Origin of the sequence: Acetobacteroides hydrogenigenes (assembly GCF_004340205.1) — a bacterium.
In the GTDB taxonomy this organism is placed as follows: Bacteria; Bacteroidota; Bacteroidia; order Bacteroidales; family ZOR0009; genus Acetobacteroides; species Acetobacteroides hydrogenigenes.
The window spans coordinates 1-15292 of record NZ_SLWB01000006.1; the positions used below are offsets into that span (position 1 = coordinate 1).

A 15292-nucleotide genomic window follows, 5' to 3' on the forward strand; every position below is an offset into this window, starting at 1 on the left:
ATCCTCGTAGCTGAAGCTCGCTGCTTTTTCTTTCTCTTCCATTGTCTGCAAAGTTAACGTTATCATTTTGCAGACACAGTTGCATGAACAGTCTCCAGAGGGAATTCCGAAGGAGAATAAGCGGTAGAGCCTCAATTCGGCCTCCCTTCATCCTACTGGTATGGGCGATTACCGAAGCCGAAATGCAAACGTATGCCGTAAACCATAAAGCCGCTTACTAACTACTTGTGTGAAGCCTAAAACGTCAATTTCTAAAAATATCGAGCTAAAAAAGATGTATTACTATAAAATATCATTTTCGTATATATCTTTGCACGCATAAAAGAAACCCGTCGAACACGACAGGGCACATTTAGCACATAACCTAACAACGAAAAGTAGTCTTGATAAAATAAAAGCCGCAGAGAATGCGGCTTTTATTTTTTATGATTGGATGAGCTAAATCAGCCTCTTCAGGAAGTTGTTTACGTTACCCTCGATACGGCCTTCGAGGCCATCTTCGTCGGTTCCCTTAACGAAGGGTTCGCCCACAATATTCTCGTATAGCTCGATGTACCTTTCGGATACCGATGCGACAAACTCGTCGGTCATTTCGGGAACCTGCTGCCCGGCCTTGCCCATAAAGCCGTTTTCCATCAGCCATTCGCGAACAAACTCCTTCGACAGCTGCTTTTGAGGCTCGCCTTTTTCGAAGCGCTCTTGATAGCCATCAGCATAGAAGTAGCGCGAAGAGTCGGGGGTGTGCACCTCGTCGATCAGGTAGATTTGGCCATCCTTCTTGCCGAACTCGTACTTGGTATCAACCAGGATCAGCCCACGCTGAGCGGCTATCTCGCTACCACGCTTGAAAATGGCAATGGCAAATTTCTCGAGCTGCTCGTAGTCCTCCTTCGACACCAATCCTTGGGCGATAATTTCCTCTCTAGAGATGTTGGCATCATGCTCGCCCAACTCGGCCTTGGTGGTAGGCGTTACCAGCGGCTCGGCGAACTTCTGGTTTTCCACCATTCCCTCGGGCAGTTCAATCCCGCAAAGGATTCTATTGCCAGCCTTGTAGTCGCGCCAAGCGCTTCCGCAGAGGTATCCGCGAACGATCATCTCCACGGGGAACGTCTCGCACCTAATGCCAACGGTAACCATTGGATCGGGCGTAGCAATCTTCCAGTTTGGAACGATATCCGAAGTGGCATCCAAAAACTTTGCTGCAATTTGATTTAGAACCTGCCCCTTAAAAGGAATTCCCTTAGGCAGTACTACATCGAATGCCGAGATACGGTCGGATACAACCATAACCATGTACTCGTTGTTGATGGTGTACACATCACGAACCTTGCCTTTATACACGCTGGTTTGCGCTGGAAAGGTAAAATCAGTAGTAACAAGTGCTTTTGCCATTTCTATTGCTGTTGTAGATTAATTTTCAATATCGCTTCGCCTTAGTTCGGCATAGCTGGTAGCCGTTTCCCAAAGCTTTATGCACTCTAGGATGCAGGATTGCCCCACGAAGCATTCGTCAATCTGCTCGAAGATCCACACCACCATGTTTTCGCTAGTAGGATTAAAGTCGAAAACGTCGTTCAGGTACTTGTGGTCGAGCAGGTTTATCACCCTCTCGGTAACCACCTTTTTAAGGATGGAAAAGTCGAACACCATGCCGTTCTCGCCCATCTCCCCTTTAACGGTAACCTCCAGCTTGTAAGTGTGGCCGTGCAGCTGACGACACTTACCCTCGTAGTCCTCCAGCTGGTGGGCGCTATCGAAGGTGAATATCTTGGTAATTCGGATCGACTTAGCCCTCACCACGCTCCTCCTCTCTTCTCAAACGGCGCAGTTCCTCCTCATGTTCAATCTCAGCCTCGAATGCGTTGACGATGTACTTTACCAGCGGGTGTCGAACGATATCGCGCGTGTCGAACTCAATTACGCCAATATTCTTTATGGATTTCAGAATTTTGATGCCCCGGGCAAGGCCGGAGTCTGACTTGCGGGGAAGGTCAACCTGGGTAATATCGCCCGTAACGATGAATTTGGCGTTGCGTCCCATACGGGTTAGGAACATCTTGAGCTGGGTAAACGTCGTATTTTGTGCCTCATCGAGGATTACAAACGCGTTATCCAGCGTTCTACCGCGCATGTAGGCCAAGGGGGCAATTTGAACCGTTCCATCCTCCATGTAGGTGGTGAGCTTTCGCTGGGGAATCATGTCGTTGAGCGCATCGTAGAGTGGCTGAAGATAGGGGTCGAGCTTCTCCTTCATATCACCCGGAAGGAAGCCCAGCTTCTCGCCAGCCTCAACTGCCGGACGGGTAAGGATGATGCGCTTCACCTCCTTATTCTTGAGCGCCCGAACCGCTAAGGCAATAGCCGTATAAGTTTTACCAGAGCCAGCGGGCCCAACGGCAAAGAGCAGGTCGTTCTTGTCATAAAGGTCAACCAAACGCTTTTGGTTGATGGTTCGCGCCTTAATCATTCGACCATTATTGCCGTAAACCAGCACGTCTCCGTCCATAGTTTCGGTAATATCCAGCTCCTGATCCTCAAAAACCTGTTCAATTAGGGTTTCGTTTACGCGCTGATACTTTGAGTAAACGTCGATGAGCGTCATCAGCTTATCCTCAAAACGCTCAATTTCCACTTCTTCACCAAAAACCTTGATGCTGTTGCCGCGAGCCACGACCTTTATCTTTGGGAAATAGCTAATTATCTTATTGTAGTAGCTATTGGCTGGCCCGTACAGTTCTACGGTATCAACACCTTCTACCAGAATGAGTTTTTCTATGGTCATGTACTAAATAGTACGAGGTTTGTAATGGTTCAAAGTTAATAATTCTGAAAGCAATCGCTTTGGCCATACAGTTTAATTGTTTTAATTCTAAGAGCAATAGCAATAATTATCGCTAACCTTTTGTTCTCGTGCTTGATATTAGCCTACCCGTCAGCATACATTTGCCCTACATAAGCTACTCTAATAAGTTATACGATGAACAGCAACCTTCTTAAAAAGATGAAGATTAAGGAAGGTATGGTGGGGAAAATACTGAATACCCCTCCAGGATTCGAGGAATTCGAAAGGTATCTTCAGGAAAACGGCTACATAACCACGTCTATCGAGACCGATTTTACCCTCTGTTTTGTTACCAACGAGGATGAAATTTTGAGCAGCATACCCTTCATCTACGAATTAAGATTCGACGGCTTGCTCTGGATGATTTTCCCCAAAAAGAGATCCAAAATACAGTCCTCCATCAGCAAAGAAGTCGGCTGGGAACCGCTCCACGAGATAGGCTATAAGGATATAGCAATTGCTAGCATTAATGAGAATTGGGCTGCACTCCGCTTCCGAAGCTCCAGCCTAATAAAATCGTCAAAAAGAAGGCTAAAGATGTTCGATAAAGTCGCGAACCATCGTCCGAATCGACTTAATTCCAATATCCTCTAGTTTGACATCCTGAAGGAAGAACCACTCAACCTCACAAACATCGTCGGCTGGTTTAATTACGGTGTAGTCGCGGAGCGTGCATACAAAGGCAGCATCGTTGGTGAAAACTGTTAGACCACTATACTCGTACCTATTAGGATAACTTCTAATATACCTATACTCCAAAACCTCGGCTCCAAGTTCCTCCTCAATCTCCCTTGCAAGCGCCTCTTCCGACGACTCGTCTACGCTAACAAATCCACCAGGAAGATCGAGCGTCCCCTTAAACGGATCTATAGCTCTACGGGTCAACAGCAGGCGTCCTTGTTCATCCAAAATTATAGCAGCAACCGATGAGGCTGCATTGTAGTAGAAACGAAAGCCACAAGCATCACACTGAAGCGAGTTATCTTCTTTTGATCGAAAGTGATCGGATCCGCATTTAGGGCAAAACTTGAAGACCTGTTGAGGATGTGTTAGGTGCATTTATCGTCTATTTTCTGCAAAGTTAGCATTTACAAGTTAACAAGTTTAACGATTCGACTGCCTCGCTTACAACATTAAGAGCTATAAAATAAAAAGGGAACTTCCATTGAGCTACCCCAAAGAAAGTTCCCCTCTGTATTTCAATCTAATTATTGCGCTAGACCTAGATAAAGTGATCGTACCTTACAAAGCACTCGATCGCCTGATACTCTGCCATCCCTAGTTTATCGTAAAGATCGGCAGTTGCATGATTTCTATCCTCCGAACGCTGCCAGAACTCGCGTGGATCTTTACCTGGGAATGGAACCATATCCTTTTGAGACTGGTGGCGATATATAGCCAAACGCTTAATCTTAACCTCTTCTGGGCTCAAAGGAACAGCCATATCAACCATATCAAGATCCCACTCCATCCAAGCACCACGATATAGCCAAATGCGGCAATCCTTAAACCATGCCTCATTCTTAAGCTGCTTGCATGCCTCAATTATTGTTTCGATGCAAACCTTATGCGTACCATGCGGATCTGCCAAATCGCCAGCTGCATAAATCTGGTGGGGTTGAAGTTCCTGAAGCAAATTCTTTACGATATCTACATCAGCCTGTGTTTTTGGAGACTTCTTAACCTTTCCGGTTTCGTAGAATGGAAGATCTAGGAAATGAACGTGCGCCTCATCTAATCCAAGATAGCGGCAAGCAGCACGAGCCTCTCCCCTACGAATAGCCCCCTTAAGCATTTTCAACGCATCCGAATCTGCATCGCCAGGCTTTCTGTTCGCTATTATTGATTGTGCGTTGTTATAAATCGAACTTGCATCAAAATCCTTTATATGGTATATGTGCTGTACATCCCTCAAGAAGTCGAGGAATCGAAGCGCATAATCATCAAATACGGCAATATTTCCAGAAACCTGGTATGCCACATGCACATCATGCCCTTGGTTAATCAATCGAGCAAACGTTCCTCCCATCGAGATAACATCATCATCGGGGTGAGGCGAGAAAATAACAACCTTCTTAGGGAAAGGTAGCGCACGCTCAGGACGAGTTGCATCGTCAGCATTAGGCTTACCTCCGGGCCATCCCGAAATGGTATGCTGAAGATCGTTAAACACCTTTATGTTAACGGTGCTAGCGTATCCGTACTCCTCAAGAAGTTCGCTTAAACCGTGCTCTCTGTAATCCGCATCGGTTAACTTAAGAATTGGCTTCCCTAACTCTTGGCATAACCAAACCACAGCCTTGCGAATCAAACGTGGATGCCAAACACAAGAACCAACCAACCAAGGATGCTTAACGCGAGTAAGTTCCATTGCGGCTCCAAAATCGCAAAGAATATTGGTGTTTGGATGAAGTTGCAGGAATGTTGTTGGAATCTGCTCAGAAACTGGCCCTTCAACTGCTTTCCTTATTATCTCAGCCTTAGCATCGCCCCATGCAAAAAGAACGATTCTTTTTGCTTTCATAATAGAAGCAACCCCCATTGTAATAGCCTTGCGAGGTACATTTTCCTCTCCTCCAAAATCGGAAGCAGCGTCAAAACGTGTAAGAGGATCAAGTGATACCATACGTGTTGGCGAGTTGAGCAGCGAACCTGGCTCATTAAAACCAATATGCCCTGTACGACCAATACCTAAAACCTGAAGGTCTAATCCTCCATAGCTATCAATTTTTGCATCGTACTTCTTGCAGAAATCGGTAACCTTATCAACAGGAAGGGTTCCATCTGGAATATTAACATTCTCAGGAAGGATATCTATATGATCAAACAGATTCTCGTTCATAAAACGAACGTAACTCTGCTTTGCGGTAGGCTCCATTGGATAGTATTCATCCAAGTTAAAAGTCACCACATTTTTAAACGACAGCCCCTCTTCTTTGTGCATTCGAACAAGTTCCTTGTAAAAAGGAATTGGCGAAGATCCAGTTGCAAGACCAAGCACACACATTTCCCCTTTCTGTGCCTTACTTGTAATAAGGTTAGCAACTTCTTTCGCAACTATTTTTACAGCCTCACTTGCAGTTGGATATATTGCAGTAGGTATTCGTTCGTAACGCTCTCTAATAGACTCTGGCTCTGCACCATTCCTAAAAGGAGATGCATACTCAAATGGATTGTAATACTTCTGTATTACTTCGTCAGTTTTGTTCATGGCACTTATGTAATTACTTGTTCTTCTAGCATTATGCATCCTTTACATCTTGCATATACTTTCATGCATAACATGCTCGAAAATCTTTCTAATTATGCTGCAATATAGCACATCATTCGCATCAAAATCTCTAATATCTGCAAAGAGTTAACCTTAACTTCATTAAATTGTTTATTCAACCAAACTAATCTAGCATAAACCCACACGTACAACACATACATACAATATTGTTCTACTAGCATTTACACGTGTACAAAAAGAGCAAAAAAACGAATGCAACTATTTGCATTTATCCACCTTGAAAAGCATAAAAAAACATCAACTTACGATTATCGATCATACCAAGTAAAACTACATATAGGAACAAAAAAGTCATCAGTTTTACCTAACTTTGAGCAAAATTTGAACAATGATACGAATTGGACAATTTAACAGATTAAGGGTGTCCAAGATGCTCGAATTTGGAGCATATTTGACAGATGGGAAAGAAGAAATTCTGATGCCAAACAAATTTCTACCTGAAGATATTAAAGAAGGCGACAGCATACGTGTATTTCTATACCACGACAACGAAGGACGCCCTATTGCAACAACCCAAATCCCATATGCTTGTGTTGATCAAATTGCGACACTTAAAGTTGTAGCCAATGGCTCGGCTGGTGGCTTTCTCGATTGGGGGCTAGATAAGGACTTGTTAGTCCCAAATTCAGAGCAAAGAACCCGACTTTCGGTTGGACAAAAAGCTGTTATTTGGATTTACATCGACGAAAAAAGCGGCCGTATTGTAGGAACAACTAAGCTGAACAAGTTTATTAAAGATCACGGGAGCAACTACAAGGCAGGAGACGAGGTTGAGATTGTTATTGCGGAGATAACCGACCTAGGTTACAAAGTTGTTGTTGATAACGAGTTCTGGGGTCTCCTTTTCAAAAACGAGGTGTTCAAACCAATAGAAATAGGAGATAGACTTGATGCCTACATTAAAGAGGTTCGTTCCGACGGAAAGCTCGACATAACGCTGCATTCGTCCGAAAAAAATGAAGTTGAGGACCTAGGACAAACTATCCTAAAACGTCTTGAAGAGAATAGCGGAACACTTCCCTTTGGAGATAAAACAGATGCAGCTATTATCTATCGCGAATTTGGAGTAAGCAAAAAAGTATTTAAGCGAACTCTTGGAATGCTGTTTAAAGAAGGGAGAATTACTCTAGGAAACGAACAGATTATTCAAAACAAATAAAAAAGGGAACTTTTAAAGTTCCCTTTTTTATTGAGTATATTTTTTTCGTTGAAACTATTTAGCGTAGCTAATTGCACGTGTTTCACGAATTACTGTAATCTTAACCTGTCCTGGATAAGTCATTTCATCCTGAATCTTTTTGGCTATTTCAAATGCCATCTTTTCTGAATCGGCATCGCTAACCTTTTCGCTTCCTACAATTACACGAAGTTCTCTACCAGCCTGAATTGCATAAGTTTTAAGCACCCCTGGATACGAAAGTGCTAAATCTTCCATCTCTTTTAGGCGCTTAATATACGATTCAACAACCTCTCGACGAGCACCTGGTCTTGCGCCTGAAATAGCGTCGCACACCTGAATAATTGGGGCTATCATTGTGGTCATTTCCACTTCGTCGTGGTGGGCTCCAATTGCATTACAGATATCTGGCTTTTCTTTAAACTTCTCGGCTAGTTTCATACCGAGGATTGCGTGTGGCAACTCTGGCTCATCATCGGGCACCTTTCCTATATCGTGAAGTAAACCAGCACGTTTGGCCAACTTAGGATTAAGACCTAACTCCGATGCCATTATTGAACACAAGTTGGCAACTTCGCGCGAGTGCTGTAGCAGGTTCTGTCCGTAAGACGAACGGTACTTCATCTTTCCTATCAAACGGATAAGCTCCGGATGCAAACCGTGAATACCAAGGTCTATCGTAGTACGCTTACCAACTTCTACAATTTCCTCTTCAATTTGCTTTTTCACCTTCTCCACCACCTCTTCGATACGAGCAGGGTGAATGCGGCCATCAGTAACCAGCTGGTGAAGAGCAAGACGAGCAATTTCGCGACGAACAGGATCAAATGCAGATAGAATAATTGCTTCTGGAGTATCATCAACTATAATTTCAACCCCGGTGGCTGCCTCAAGCGCCCTAATATTACGGCCTTCGCGTCCAATAATACGCCCCTTAATTTCGTCGCTATCAATATTGAATACAGTAACCGAATTCTCAATTGCCGTTTCGGTTGCCACTCGCTGAATAGACTGAATAACGATACGCTTTGCCTCCTTATTGGCAGTCATCTTTGCCTCGTCTACAATCTCGTTGATGTAGGACATAGCCTGCGATTTTGCCTCGTTTTTAAGCGTATCAACCAGCATATTCTTTGCCTCTTCGGCAGACATACTCGAAATCTGCTCAAGCTTCTCAATATGCTGCTTATGCATTTTGTCTAGTTCTTCGGTGCGCTTCTCAACCAACTCCATTTGAGCAGCAAGATTATCACGAAGAACATTTAGCTCTTTTTGTTTGCGCTGGTATTCCTCCAAACGCTGGTTTATCTGAAGTTCTTTTTGCTTATTCCTATTTTCAGCTTGTAAGATCTTCGTATTCTTCTCGTTTACAACCTTCTCGTGCTCAGCACGCATAAGTAGGAATTTCTCCTTAGCCTGAAGGATTTTATCCTTCTTTATAACCTCAGCCTCGGCTTCTGCTTCTCTAATAATTTTATCCTTTCGCTTAGTCACAACTTTGCTAAAAAGAACATAAGAGATAGCTCCACCAACAACCAAGGAGGCAATTGCAACTATAATGTCAGTTATCATGCTCTTGTGTATATAGTGTTTAATTAATTTCACAAAAAAGCCCGCCCAGCTTTCTTACAGATTTTGACGAAAACCCCGTATTTCAAGGGCGGAGCAAGCAGTTGATTTGCGACTTCCAACGTCTTCCGAAGAAGACTCCAGCGAACTGGAGTAAGGCCTGTCCTACGTCAACGAAGCGAATGCTCCTAACTAGTTAGTGTTGAGTTTCGCAAAGTGATAAGAGAGCCGTGCGGGCTAATATTTTATCAAAGATCGTGTGCTATTCTACTTTACTTAAGTATACGTCAATCTCTTTATTTAGCTCTTCTAATTCCTCCAATATTGGAGAATTTTCGAACTTATTTTCACCATCCAGCATCCTGATAACAAACTGCAATGCAGCCATAGCCAACAGATCTTGAGTGTCCTTATCGGCATAACGTTGCTGGTACTGAGTAAGCCTTTCATTTATCATTTTTGCAGCTTTACGGATTTTTTCTTCATCCAATCGATCGATCTTCAGAGGGTAGAATCTGTCGGCTACATTTACACGAATTGAAAGTTTGTCCTCCATATCAGGATTTGTAATGCGTTTTACTTATTGAGTAAGGCGATGCACTTGTCAATTTCCCGCACAATTTTGCTTATTTGGAGTTTTGCCTCTTTGGATTCGTCAGAAGAGGTGAAAGCCTTTGCCAGCTTCAACTTTTCATTCTCATTCCTTAACATCTTTAAGTCCTTCTCCTTCATCGCTAGTTCCTTTTCGAGCCTAGCAACTTGGCTCAAGGCTTCGGCATGCTTCTCCTTTAAGCTTTCATAGGTTGATATGAGACGGTAAATCTTCGCCTTTAGCTTAAAAACTATGTCGATTCGATTTTCGCTCATTCTTCCAATGTTTGGTTACAAAACTACAACTACAATGGTAAAAATAAAAATTTAGTTTGATTTATTTGCGCATTGAACAATTTTAATAGGCAAAAAAGATTTCTTTTGTATGGTTAGAGCTGTTGGGTGTTGGATAAAAAAGCAGGCAGCAACAAAGCTGTGAACATTCAAAATACTGCGAGAAACACCTGTTAAGCGGCTATACAAAATATGCTTGAAATGAAGTTTATTAAAGGCACAATAGTAGCGTTAGCTTTTATACTATTAAACGATATTGCGAGGGGACAGACGAGCGTCTCCTTTTTTCCTCCCATGCGAATAGAGCCTAAGCTCTCGGCAAATTTTGGAGAACTTCGAAAAAATCATTTTCATTCGGGACTAGACTACCGTACCGAGTCGCGAATAGGAATACCCGTTTACGCCGTAGAAGATGGCTATGTTGCACGAATTTTTGTTAGCCCTTTCGGATTTGGAAGAGCAGCGTACTTAAACCATGGCTTAAAATACACCTCCGTTTACGCCCATCTCGACAGTTTTGCTCCCGAAATAGAAAAGTACGTAAAAGAACAGCAGTACTTAGCCGAAAGCTTTTCTATCAATGTTTTCCCTGATAAAAAGCGTTTCCCGGTAAAAAAGGGTGATCTTATCGGCTACAGCGGCAACTCAGGCTCATCAGAGGGACCTCATCTCCACTTTGAGATCCGAGATCAAAAAACGGAAGAGCCTCTAAACCCTCTTGCATACAAATTCGTTTCGATTGGAGATAGCATTCCTCCCAAGATTAAACGAGTTCTTGTCTACCAGATAGACTCCGTTCAAGGTGTTCCGCTGCCGCAAGTCTACAAGGAAATTTCGTTTAAAGAAGGATCTCCGGAGGACGACACCATCGCTGTTCCGTCCTCGTTCTTTATTGGCATTGAATCGTACGACAGCATGCCCAACTCTTCCAACGAATACCTTGTAAGGCAAGTTGAGGCAAAAGTTGACAGCGCTATTCTCTTCAATTTCGATATGACCAGATTTGCCTTTGACGAATCAAAGTATATTAATTCGGTAGTAGACTACGACCTGTTCTGTACGAAGAAAAGGGAGGTAGTACGCGCATTCAAAGATCCCAACAACAAGCTCTCAATCCTATCTGGAATGAATGGTAATGGTATGGTAACCCTTTCGGACAACAAACCATGCCGAATATCAATTAAGGCAATAGACAGCAACGGAAACGAGGCGAATGCCTCCGTTTGGGTAAAAAGAGAAGAGGGGAAAATCCATAAAAGAAGAACGTTAAAAGAAGGAATCCCTGTCTTCTTCTTCAAAAAACAGAATCTGATCATAGGCAAAAATGCGACCGTAAACATACCTGGAAAATCGGCTTACAACAGCATGCTTGTTTCCTACCATGAAGAGCCCAACCCTAGGGCGTTTAGCAAAGCAATTATCGTTGGAGACAAGTGCCAGCCTTTGCACGCTGAGCTCGAATTAAAGGTAAGAACCAGCATTCCTAGCGAGCTTGCCGAGAAGGCTTTTGTTGCCCGCGGCAGCAACACTACCTTCTCCTACATTGGCGGAGACTACAGTAATGGCTCCATCAGCACAACCAGCAGCGAGTTTGGGCGCTTTTTTGTTGATGTAGACACAACTGCGCCAAAAGTTGAGCCTCGCCAAAAGGTTCTGGGAGCACTAATCCCCACAAATGGGGTTCTCCTCTTCGCGGTTAGCGATGACAAAACAGGCATCGACACATTTGACGTTTACATCGATGGAAAATGGGCAGTAGCCGAATACGACACAAAAAACAGCCTTGCCATCGTAAGGCTGGACGAGGAACGAATAGGAACGGGCCGAAAACACGAAATCGAATTTTACATAGCCGATAAAGTGGGGAACATCGGGTTTATCAAAAGTTTATTCTACTTTTAAAAGCAAAACGAAAAGGAATTCCACATGAAAAAGTTTGCATTACTCGCCATAGCGGTTGTGCTGGCAACAGCTCAAGCTTTGGCCTACGACTTTACCAACAAGGAGCTTGCGCTGATAAGCTTAAATCTAGATCTAAAGAAAGATGTCCGGGAGATTATAGAGAAGTCGAACCCATCGTTCCTTGCCTCTCCAAAGGGCGAAAACAAGTTCCACTTCCTCTGCTACTACTCTGTAGAAAGCAGCATGAAAGCAAAAGGGGTAAACGTGCTCCCTCTTCAATGCTTTGGCAACAAAGCGACGACCAACTCGTTTGGATTCCCAGACATCGCCATAACAAAAGCTGTAAAAACCAACGTATCCAAGTTCTACTATAAGCTAGACATCGAAATAGCGTTAATACAAATGGTTGATTCCAGCAAGGCTAAGATATCTGTAAAGATGACATTTACCCCCTTTCGCAACACATCCATCATACCCATGGATAAGATTGACGTTGATGTAGAGTCGGAGGTTACCCTAAACGAAGCATTCCTCGACGGGTTTACCGCAAATACCGATGAGGTTAAGGATGGATCGCTAATGTGGGCCATAAACAGGGCTTCGGATAAGCTAACCAAAATAATGGTTCAGAAGTAGCTCGAAAATAGGAGCCAATAAAAATGGAGGGCCTAGCTGCAAAATGTTTGCCCACACGGATGAATCGGCTCCTTACCTGCTAATACCTGCGGTAGGCGCACAACGCTGCGCCACCAGAGCATGGGAACGTAGAAGAAATACAGAGCCTTAGGGCTTAGGTACGATGCTCTAGCATTCGGACACAATGTTAAAACACTCGGACACGACGCTCTAGCACTCAGACACGGAGCTAAAAAGCTCAGGCACGATGCCCTAGCACTCGGACACGGAGCTCTAGACCTGAGGCACGAAGGCTTAGTACTCGGACACGATGCTCTAGAGCTGAGACACGAAGGCTTAGCACTCCGACACGATGCTCTAGAGCTCAACGTCGGAGCAAGCGCATCAGCAGCAAGGGCAACCTAGCAACCAACATCCATTTACTGCAGAAACACAGCATGATCTTTCACCCAATTTTATACATTTGTCCCAATTCTAAAAACACGACACATGAACGTTAAAGCTTTAGCACTTCTTTTGGCAGGAGCTGCGCTCACCACCAATGTTGCCGATGCATGTACCAACTACATCGTTACCAAAGGAGCGTCGAAGGATGGCTCGTGCATCCTCTCCTACTCTGCCGACTCGCATACCCTTTTCGGGGAGCTCTACTTCTACGCCCGAGGCATACACGCCCCAGGCACAATGCGCACAATCCACGAATGGGATACGGGCAAATTCCTTGGACAGATTCCGGAAGCACCGCAAACCTACCAGGTAGTGGGTAACATGAACGAGCATCAGCTAATAATTGGCGAATCGACCTACGGAGGGCGCGAAGGCCTTGCCGACACCACCGGTCTTATCGACTACGGCACTCTGATTTACGCCACGCTACAGCGCGCAAAAAACGCTCGCGAGGCGATTAAAACAATGGCCGAGCTGGTAGAAAAGTACGGCTACTACTCCGAGGGTGAGTCTATTTCCATTGTCGACCCCAACGAAGCATGGGTTTTCGAGATCATCGGAAAAGGAACCCAAATGGTTGCTGACAAGAAAACCAACCTCCGCTTCAACAAGTACAAAGGAGCCGTTTGGGTGGCCGTTCGAATCCCCGACGGATACATATCGGGCCATGCCAACCATGCACGCATAACCACCTTCCCCCTCGAGAAGGCCAGCAAGAACTCGATTAGCTCGAAAAACCTTAAAAAGATCTTTGAGCCCAATATCGAGTACGTTTACGCTCACGACGTGATTAGCTTTGCCCGCGAAAAAGGGTTCTTCACCGGAAGCGATGCCGAGTTTAGCTTCTCCGACACCTACGCTCCACTCGATTTTGGAGGTGCTCGCGGCTGCGAAGCGCGCGTTTGGTCGTTCTTTAGAGAATTCGACCCGGGGATGAGCAAGTACGAAGACTATGCGCTCGGACACAACCTTAAGAATAGAATGCCGCTCTACATAAAGCCCGACCGAAAAGTTTCGGTTCAGGACGTAATGCAGGCCATGCGCAACCACTACGAGGGTACATCTATGGATATGACCAAGGATTGCGGAGCAGGCCCATACGCTAGCCCCTACCGCTGGCGTCCGATGACCTGGAAAGTTGACGGACAAGCATACACCAACGAACGCGCCACTGCAACCCAGCAAACCGGATGGGCCTACGTTGCCCAAAGCCGCTCGTGGCTACCCAACGAAATTGGCGGTCTGTACTGGTTTACCGTTGATGATGTTGCCAACGCACCATTTACCCCAATCTACCCATGCACAAATCAGATACCCGACAACTACAAGGTTGGCAACGGAAGCATGGTAAAGTACAGCCCAACATCGGCATTTTGGCTCTTCAACAGGGTTACCAACTACGTTTACGGACGATACAGCATGATGTATCCCGACCTTCTAAAGGCACAGCAGGAGCTGGAGATCGGCCACTTTGCTTCTACCGCCAGCGTTGAGAGCAAGGCGCTAGAGCTCTACAAGGAAAACCCATCGAAGGCAGTAGACCTGCTAACCGAATACACCAACAGCACAGCCTCCAAAACATTCAACCGCTGGAAAGAGCTGGACGAATACCTTCTCGTAAAGTACATCGACGGTAACATAAAGAAGGAAAAAGATGGCAAGTTCGAAACCAACGGATACAACGAAAACATGCCTGCATTCCCACTTCAGCCCGGCTATCCCGAATGGTGGAAACGAGCGGTAAAGGATCAGGCAGGAGATAGACTAAAAGTAGTAGACTAAAAATCCCATAGAAAAGCTAGGTTAACCCCTAGCTTTTTTACTATAAAATGGCTTTCAACTAATTGCTTGAGTATAAAAAATAATCGTTATCTTTGCAGCCTCTGTGTGCAATCTCTTGCCAGAACATAGGCGTCGGTAATATTGCCATAGGTAATCTTTAAAGTACTTTAAACGATGGATTTAATTAAAATTGCTGAGGAAGCATTCCTTCAAAAAAAGGAATACCCAGAATTTAAGAGTGGTGATACAATCACCGTTACCTACAAAATCAAAGAAGGTAACAAGGAAAGACTTCAAAACTTCCGCGGTGTAGTGCTACAACGCAGAGGTAGTGGTACCACCCAAACCTTTACCGTTCGTAAGATTTCTGACGGTATTGGGGTAGAAAGAATTTTTCCTTACTTCTCTCCTTTCATCGATAGCATCGAGATCAACAAGTACGGTAAGGTACGCAGAGCTAGAATCTTCTACCTACGCGCTCTAACCGGAAAGAAGGCTAGAATCAAAGAAAGAAGAGTTAACCTCGGCTAAGAAAAGACTAAAACCGGATGAAAAATCCGGTTTTTTCTTTTGAAACCCTTGCAGAATCGAAAAAGTTGCGTACTTTTGCAACGCAATCGCGAAAAACGGTTCCGTAGCTCAACTGAATAGAGCATCTGACTACGGATCAGAAGGTTACAGGTTTGAATCCTGTCGGAATCACAAAAGGCATCCACCATCGGATGCCTTTTCTCGTTATATGAGAGATCTTAGTTTT

14 protein-coding genes and 1 tRNA gene are annotated in these 15292 nt (G+C 44.5%); 7 read left to right on the plus strand and 8 right to left on the minus strand.

The genetic code is table 11. From position 1 onward, the window contains the following. Positions 1-438: 438 nt before the first annotated feature. Genes CLV25_RS07440 through CLV25_RS07450 form a run of 3 tightly spaced genes read right to left on the minus strand, consistent with a single transcriptional unit; the run spans position 439 to position 2785 of the window. The gene (locus CLV25_RS07440; protein WP_131839012.1) at positions 439-1395 is read right to left on the minus strand and encodes a phosphoribosylaminoimidazolesuccinocarboxamide synthase; all 957 of its coding nucleotides are present in this window, start codon (positions 1393-1395) and stop codon (positions 439-441) included. A gap of 18 nt (positions 1396-1413) precedes the next feature. Beyond that, the gene (queD, locus tag CLV25_RS07445) at positions 1414-1803 is read right to left on the minus strand and encodes a 6-carboxytetrahydropterin synthase QueD (RefSeq protein ID WP_207895603.1); all 390 of its coding nucleotides are present in this window, start codon (positions 1801-1803) and stop codon (positions 1414-1416) included. After that, entirely contained in the window at positions 1790-2785 is a 996-nt protein-coding gene (locus tag CLV25_RS07450) for a PhoH family protein (RefSeq protein ID WP_131839013.1), read from the minus strand. Before CLV25_RS07450 ends, queD begins: the two co-directional genes overlap by 14 nt. 195 nt (positions 2786-2980) lie before the next feature. On the opposite strand from CLV25_RS07450, the gene CLV25_RS07455 reads away from it, so the two are divergent. Then, complete coding sequence (locus tag CLV25_RS07455) at positions 2981-3439, plus strand: hypothetical protein (protein WP_131839014.1); 459 nt, start codon at positions 2981-2983, stop codon at positions 3437-3439. Here CLV25_RS07455 and CLV25_RS07460 read toward each other — a convergent pair. Then, positions 3377-3904, minus strand: coding sequence for an NUDIX hydrolase (locus CLV25_RS07460; RefSeq protein ID WP_131839015.1), 528 nt, complete (start codon positions 3902-3904; stop codon positions 3377-3379). The genes CLV25_RS07455 and CLV25_RS07460 overlap by 63 nt on opposite strands. Positions 3905-4067: 163 nt before the next feature. Then, on the minus strand, positions 4068-6056 hold the full coding sequence (gene nagB, locus CLV25_RS07465; RefSeq protein WP_131839016.1) for a glucosamine-6-phosphate deaminase: 1989 nt from the start codon (positions 6054-6056) through the stop codon (positions 4068-4070). A 409-nt stretch (positions 6057-6465) separates the two neighbouring features. Here nagB and CLV25_RS07470 point away from each other — a divergent pair, with 409 nt between their 5' ends. Then, complete coding sequence (locus CLV25_RS07470) at positions 6466-7296, plus strand: CvfB family protein (RefSeq protein ID WP_131839017.1); 831 nt, start codon at positions 6466-6468, stop codon at positions 7294-7296. A gap of 54 nt (positions 7297-7350) precedes the next feature. On the opposite strand, the gene rny is transcribed toward CLV25_RS07470, so the two are convergent. The 3 genes from rny to CLV25_RS07485 form a co-directional block, all read right to left on the minus strand. Continuing rightward, the gene (gene rny / locus CLV25_RS07475) at positions 7351-8886 is read right to left on the minus strand and encodes a ribonuclease Y (protein WP_131839018.1); all 1536 of its coding nucleotides are present in this window, start codon (positions 8884-8886) and stop codon (positions 7351-7353) included. A 259-nt stretch (positions 8887-9145) separates the two neighbouring features. Beyond that, on the minus strand, positions 9146-9439 hold the full coding sequence (locus tag CLV25_RS07480; protein WP_131839019.1) for a cell division protein ZapA: 294 nt from the start codon (positions 9437-9439) through the stop codon (positions 9146-9148). 20 nt (positions 9440-9459) lie between these two features. Continuing rightward, a complete protein-coding gene (locus tag CLV25_RS07485) occupies positions 9460-9750 on the minus strand; it encodes a hypothetical protein (RefSeq protein WP_131839020.1) in 291 nt (96 codons plus the stop codon). A 219-nt stretch (positions 9751-9969) separates the two neighbouring features. Here CLV25_RS07485 and CLV25_RS16130 point away from each other — a divergent pair, with 219 nt between their 5' ends. The 5 genes from CLV25_RS16130 (at position 9970) to CLV25_RS07510 (ending at position 15237) form a co-directional block, all read left to right on the plus strand. Next, positions 9970-11670: a M23 family metallopeptidase gene (locus CLV25_RS16130; RefSeq protein WP_165877028.1), complete on the plus strand. Its 1701-nt coding sequence runs from the start codon at positions 9970-9972 to the stop codon at positions 11668-11670. A 24-nt stretch (positions 11671-11694) separates the two neighbouring features. Continuing rightward, positions 11695-12306 (plus strand): hypothetical protein, encoded by a 612-nt coding sequence (locus tag CLV25_RS07495; RefSeq protein WP_131839022.1) that lies wholly within the window; start codon positions 11695-11697, stop codon positions 12304-12306. Positions 12307-12795: 489 nt separating this feature from the next. After that, complete coding sequence (locus tag CLV25_RS07500; protein WP_131839023.1) at positions 12796-14535, plus strand: dipeptidase; 1740 nt, start codon at positions 12796-12798, stop codon at positions 14533-14535. 174 nt (positions 14536-14709) lie between these two features. After that, positions 14710-15066 (plus strand): 50S ribosomal protein L19, encoded by a 357-nt coding sequence (rplS, locus tag CLV25_RS07505; protein ID WP_131839024.1) that lies wholly within the window; start codon positions 14710-14712, stop codon positions 15064-15066. A gap of 97 nt (positions 15067-15163) precedes the next feature. Further along, positions 15164-15237, plus strand: a tRNA-Arg gene (locus tag CLV25_RS07510). Positions 15238-15292 lie beyond the last annotated feature (55 nt).

Bases quoted from the DNA above. Each gene is read 5' to 3' on its own strand.
- CLV25_RS07440 (WP_131839012.1), bottom strand. From the start codon at position 1,395: ATGGCAAAAGCACTTGTTACTACTGATTTTACCTTTCCAGCGCAAACC.
- CLV25_RS07450 (WP_131839013.1), bottom strand. From the start codon at position 2,785: ATGACCATAGAAAAACTCATTCTGGTAGAAGGTGTTGATACCGTAGAA.
- CLV25_RS07455 (WP_131839014.1), top strand. From the start codon at position 2,981: ATGAACAGCAACCTTCTTAAAAAGATGAAGATTAAGGAAGGTATGGTG.
- CLV25_RS07460 (WP_131839015.1), bottom strand. From the start codon at position 3,904: ATGCACCTAACACATCCTCAACAGGTCTTCAAGTTTTGCCCTAAATGC.
- nagB (WP_131839016.1), bottom strand. From the start codon at position 6,056: ATGAACAAAACTGACGAAGTAATACAGAAGTATTACAATCCATTTGAG.
- CLV25_RS07470 (WP_131839017.1), top strand. From the start codon at position 6,466: ATGATACGAATTGGACAATTTAACAGATTAAGGGTGTCCAAGATGCTC.
- rny (WP_131839018.1), bottom strand. From the start codon at position 8,886: ATGATAACTGACATTATAGTTGCAATTGCCTCCTTGGTTGTTGGTGGA.
- CLV25_RS07480 (WP_131839019.1), bottom strand. From the start codon at position 9,439: ATGGAGGACAAACTTTCAATTCGTGTAAATGTAGCCGACAGATTCTAC.
- CLV25_RS07485 (WP_131839020.1), bottom strand. From the start codon at position 9,750: ATGAGCGAAAATCGAATCGACATAGTTTTTAAGCTAAAGGCGAAGATT.
- CLV25_RS16130 (WP_165877028.1), top strand. From the start codon at position 9,970: ATGAAGTTTATTAAAGGCACAATAGTAGCGTTAGCTTTTATACTATTA.
- CLV25_RS07495 (WP_131839022.1), top strand. From the start codon at position 11,695: ATGAAAAAGTTTGCATTACTCGCCATAGCGGTTGTGCTGGCAACAGCT.
- CLV25_RS07500 (WP_131839023.1), top strand. From the start codon at position 12,796: ATGAACGTTAAAGCTTTAGCACTTCTTTTGGCAGGAGCTGCGCTCACC.
- rplS (WP_131839024.1), top strand. From the start codon at position 14,710: ATGGATTTAATTAAAATTGCTGAGGAAGCATTCCTTCAAAAAAAGGAA.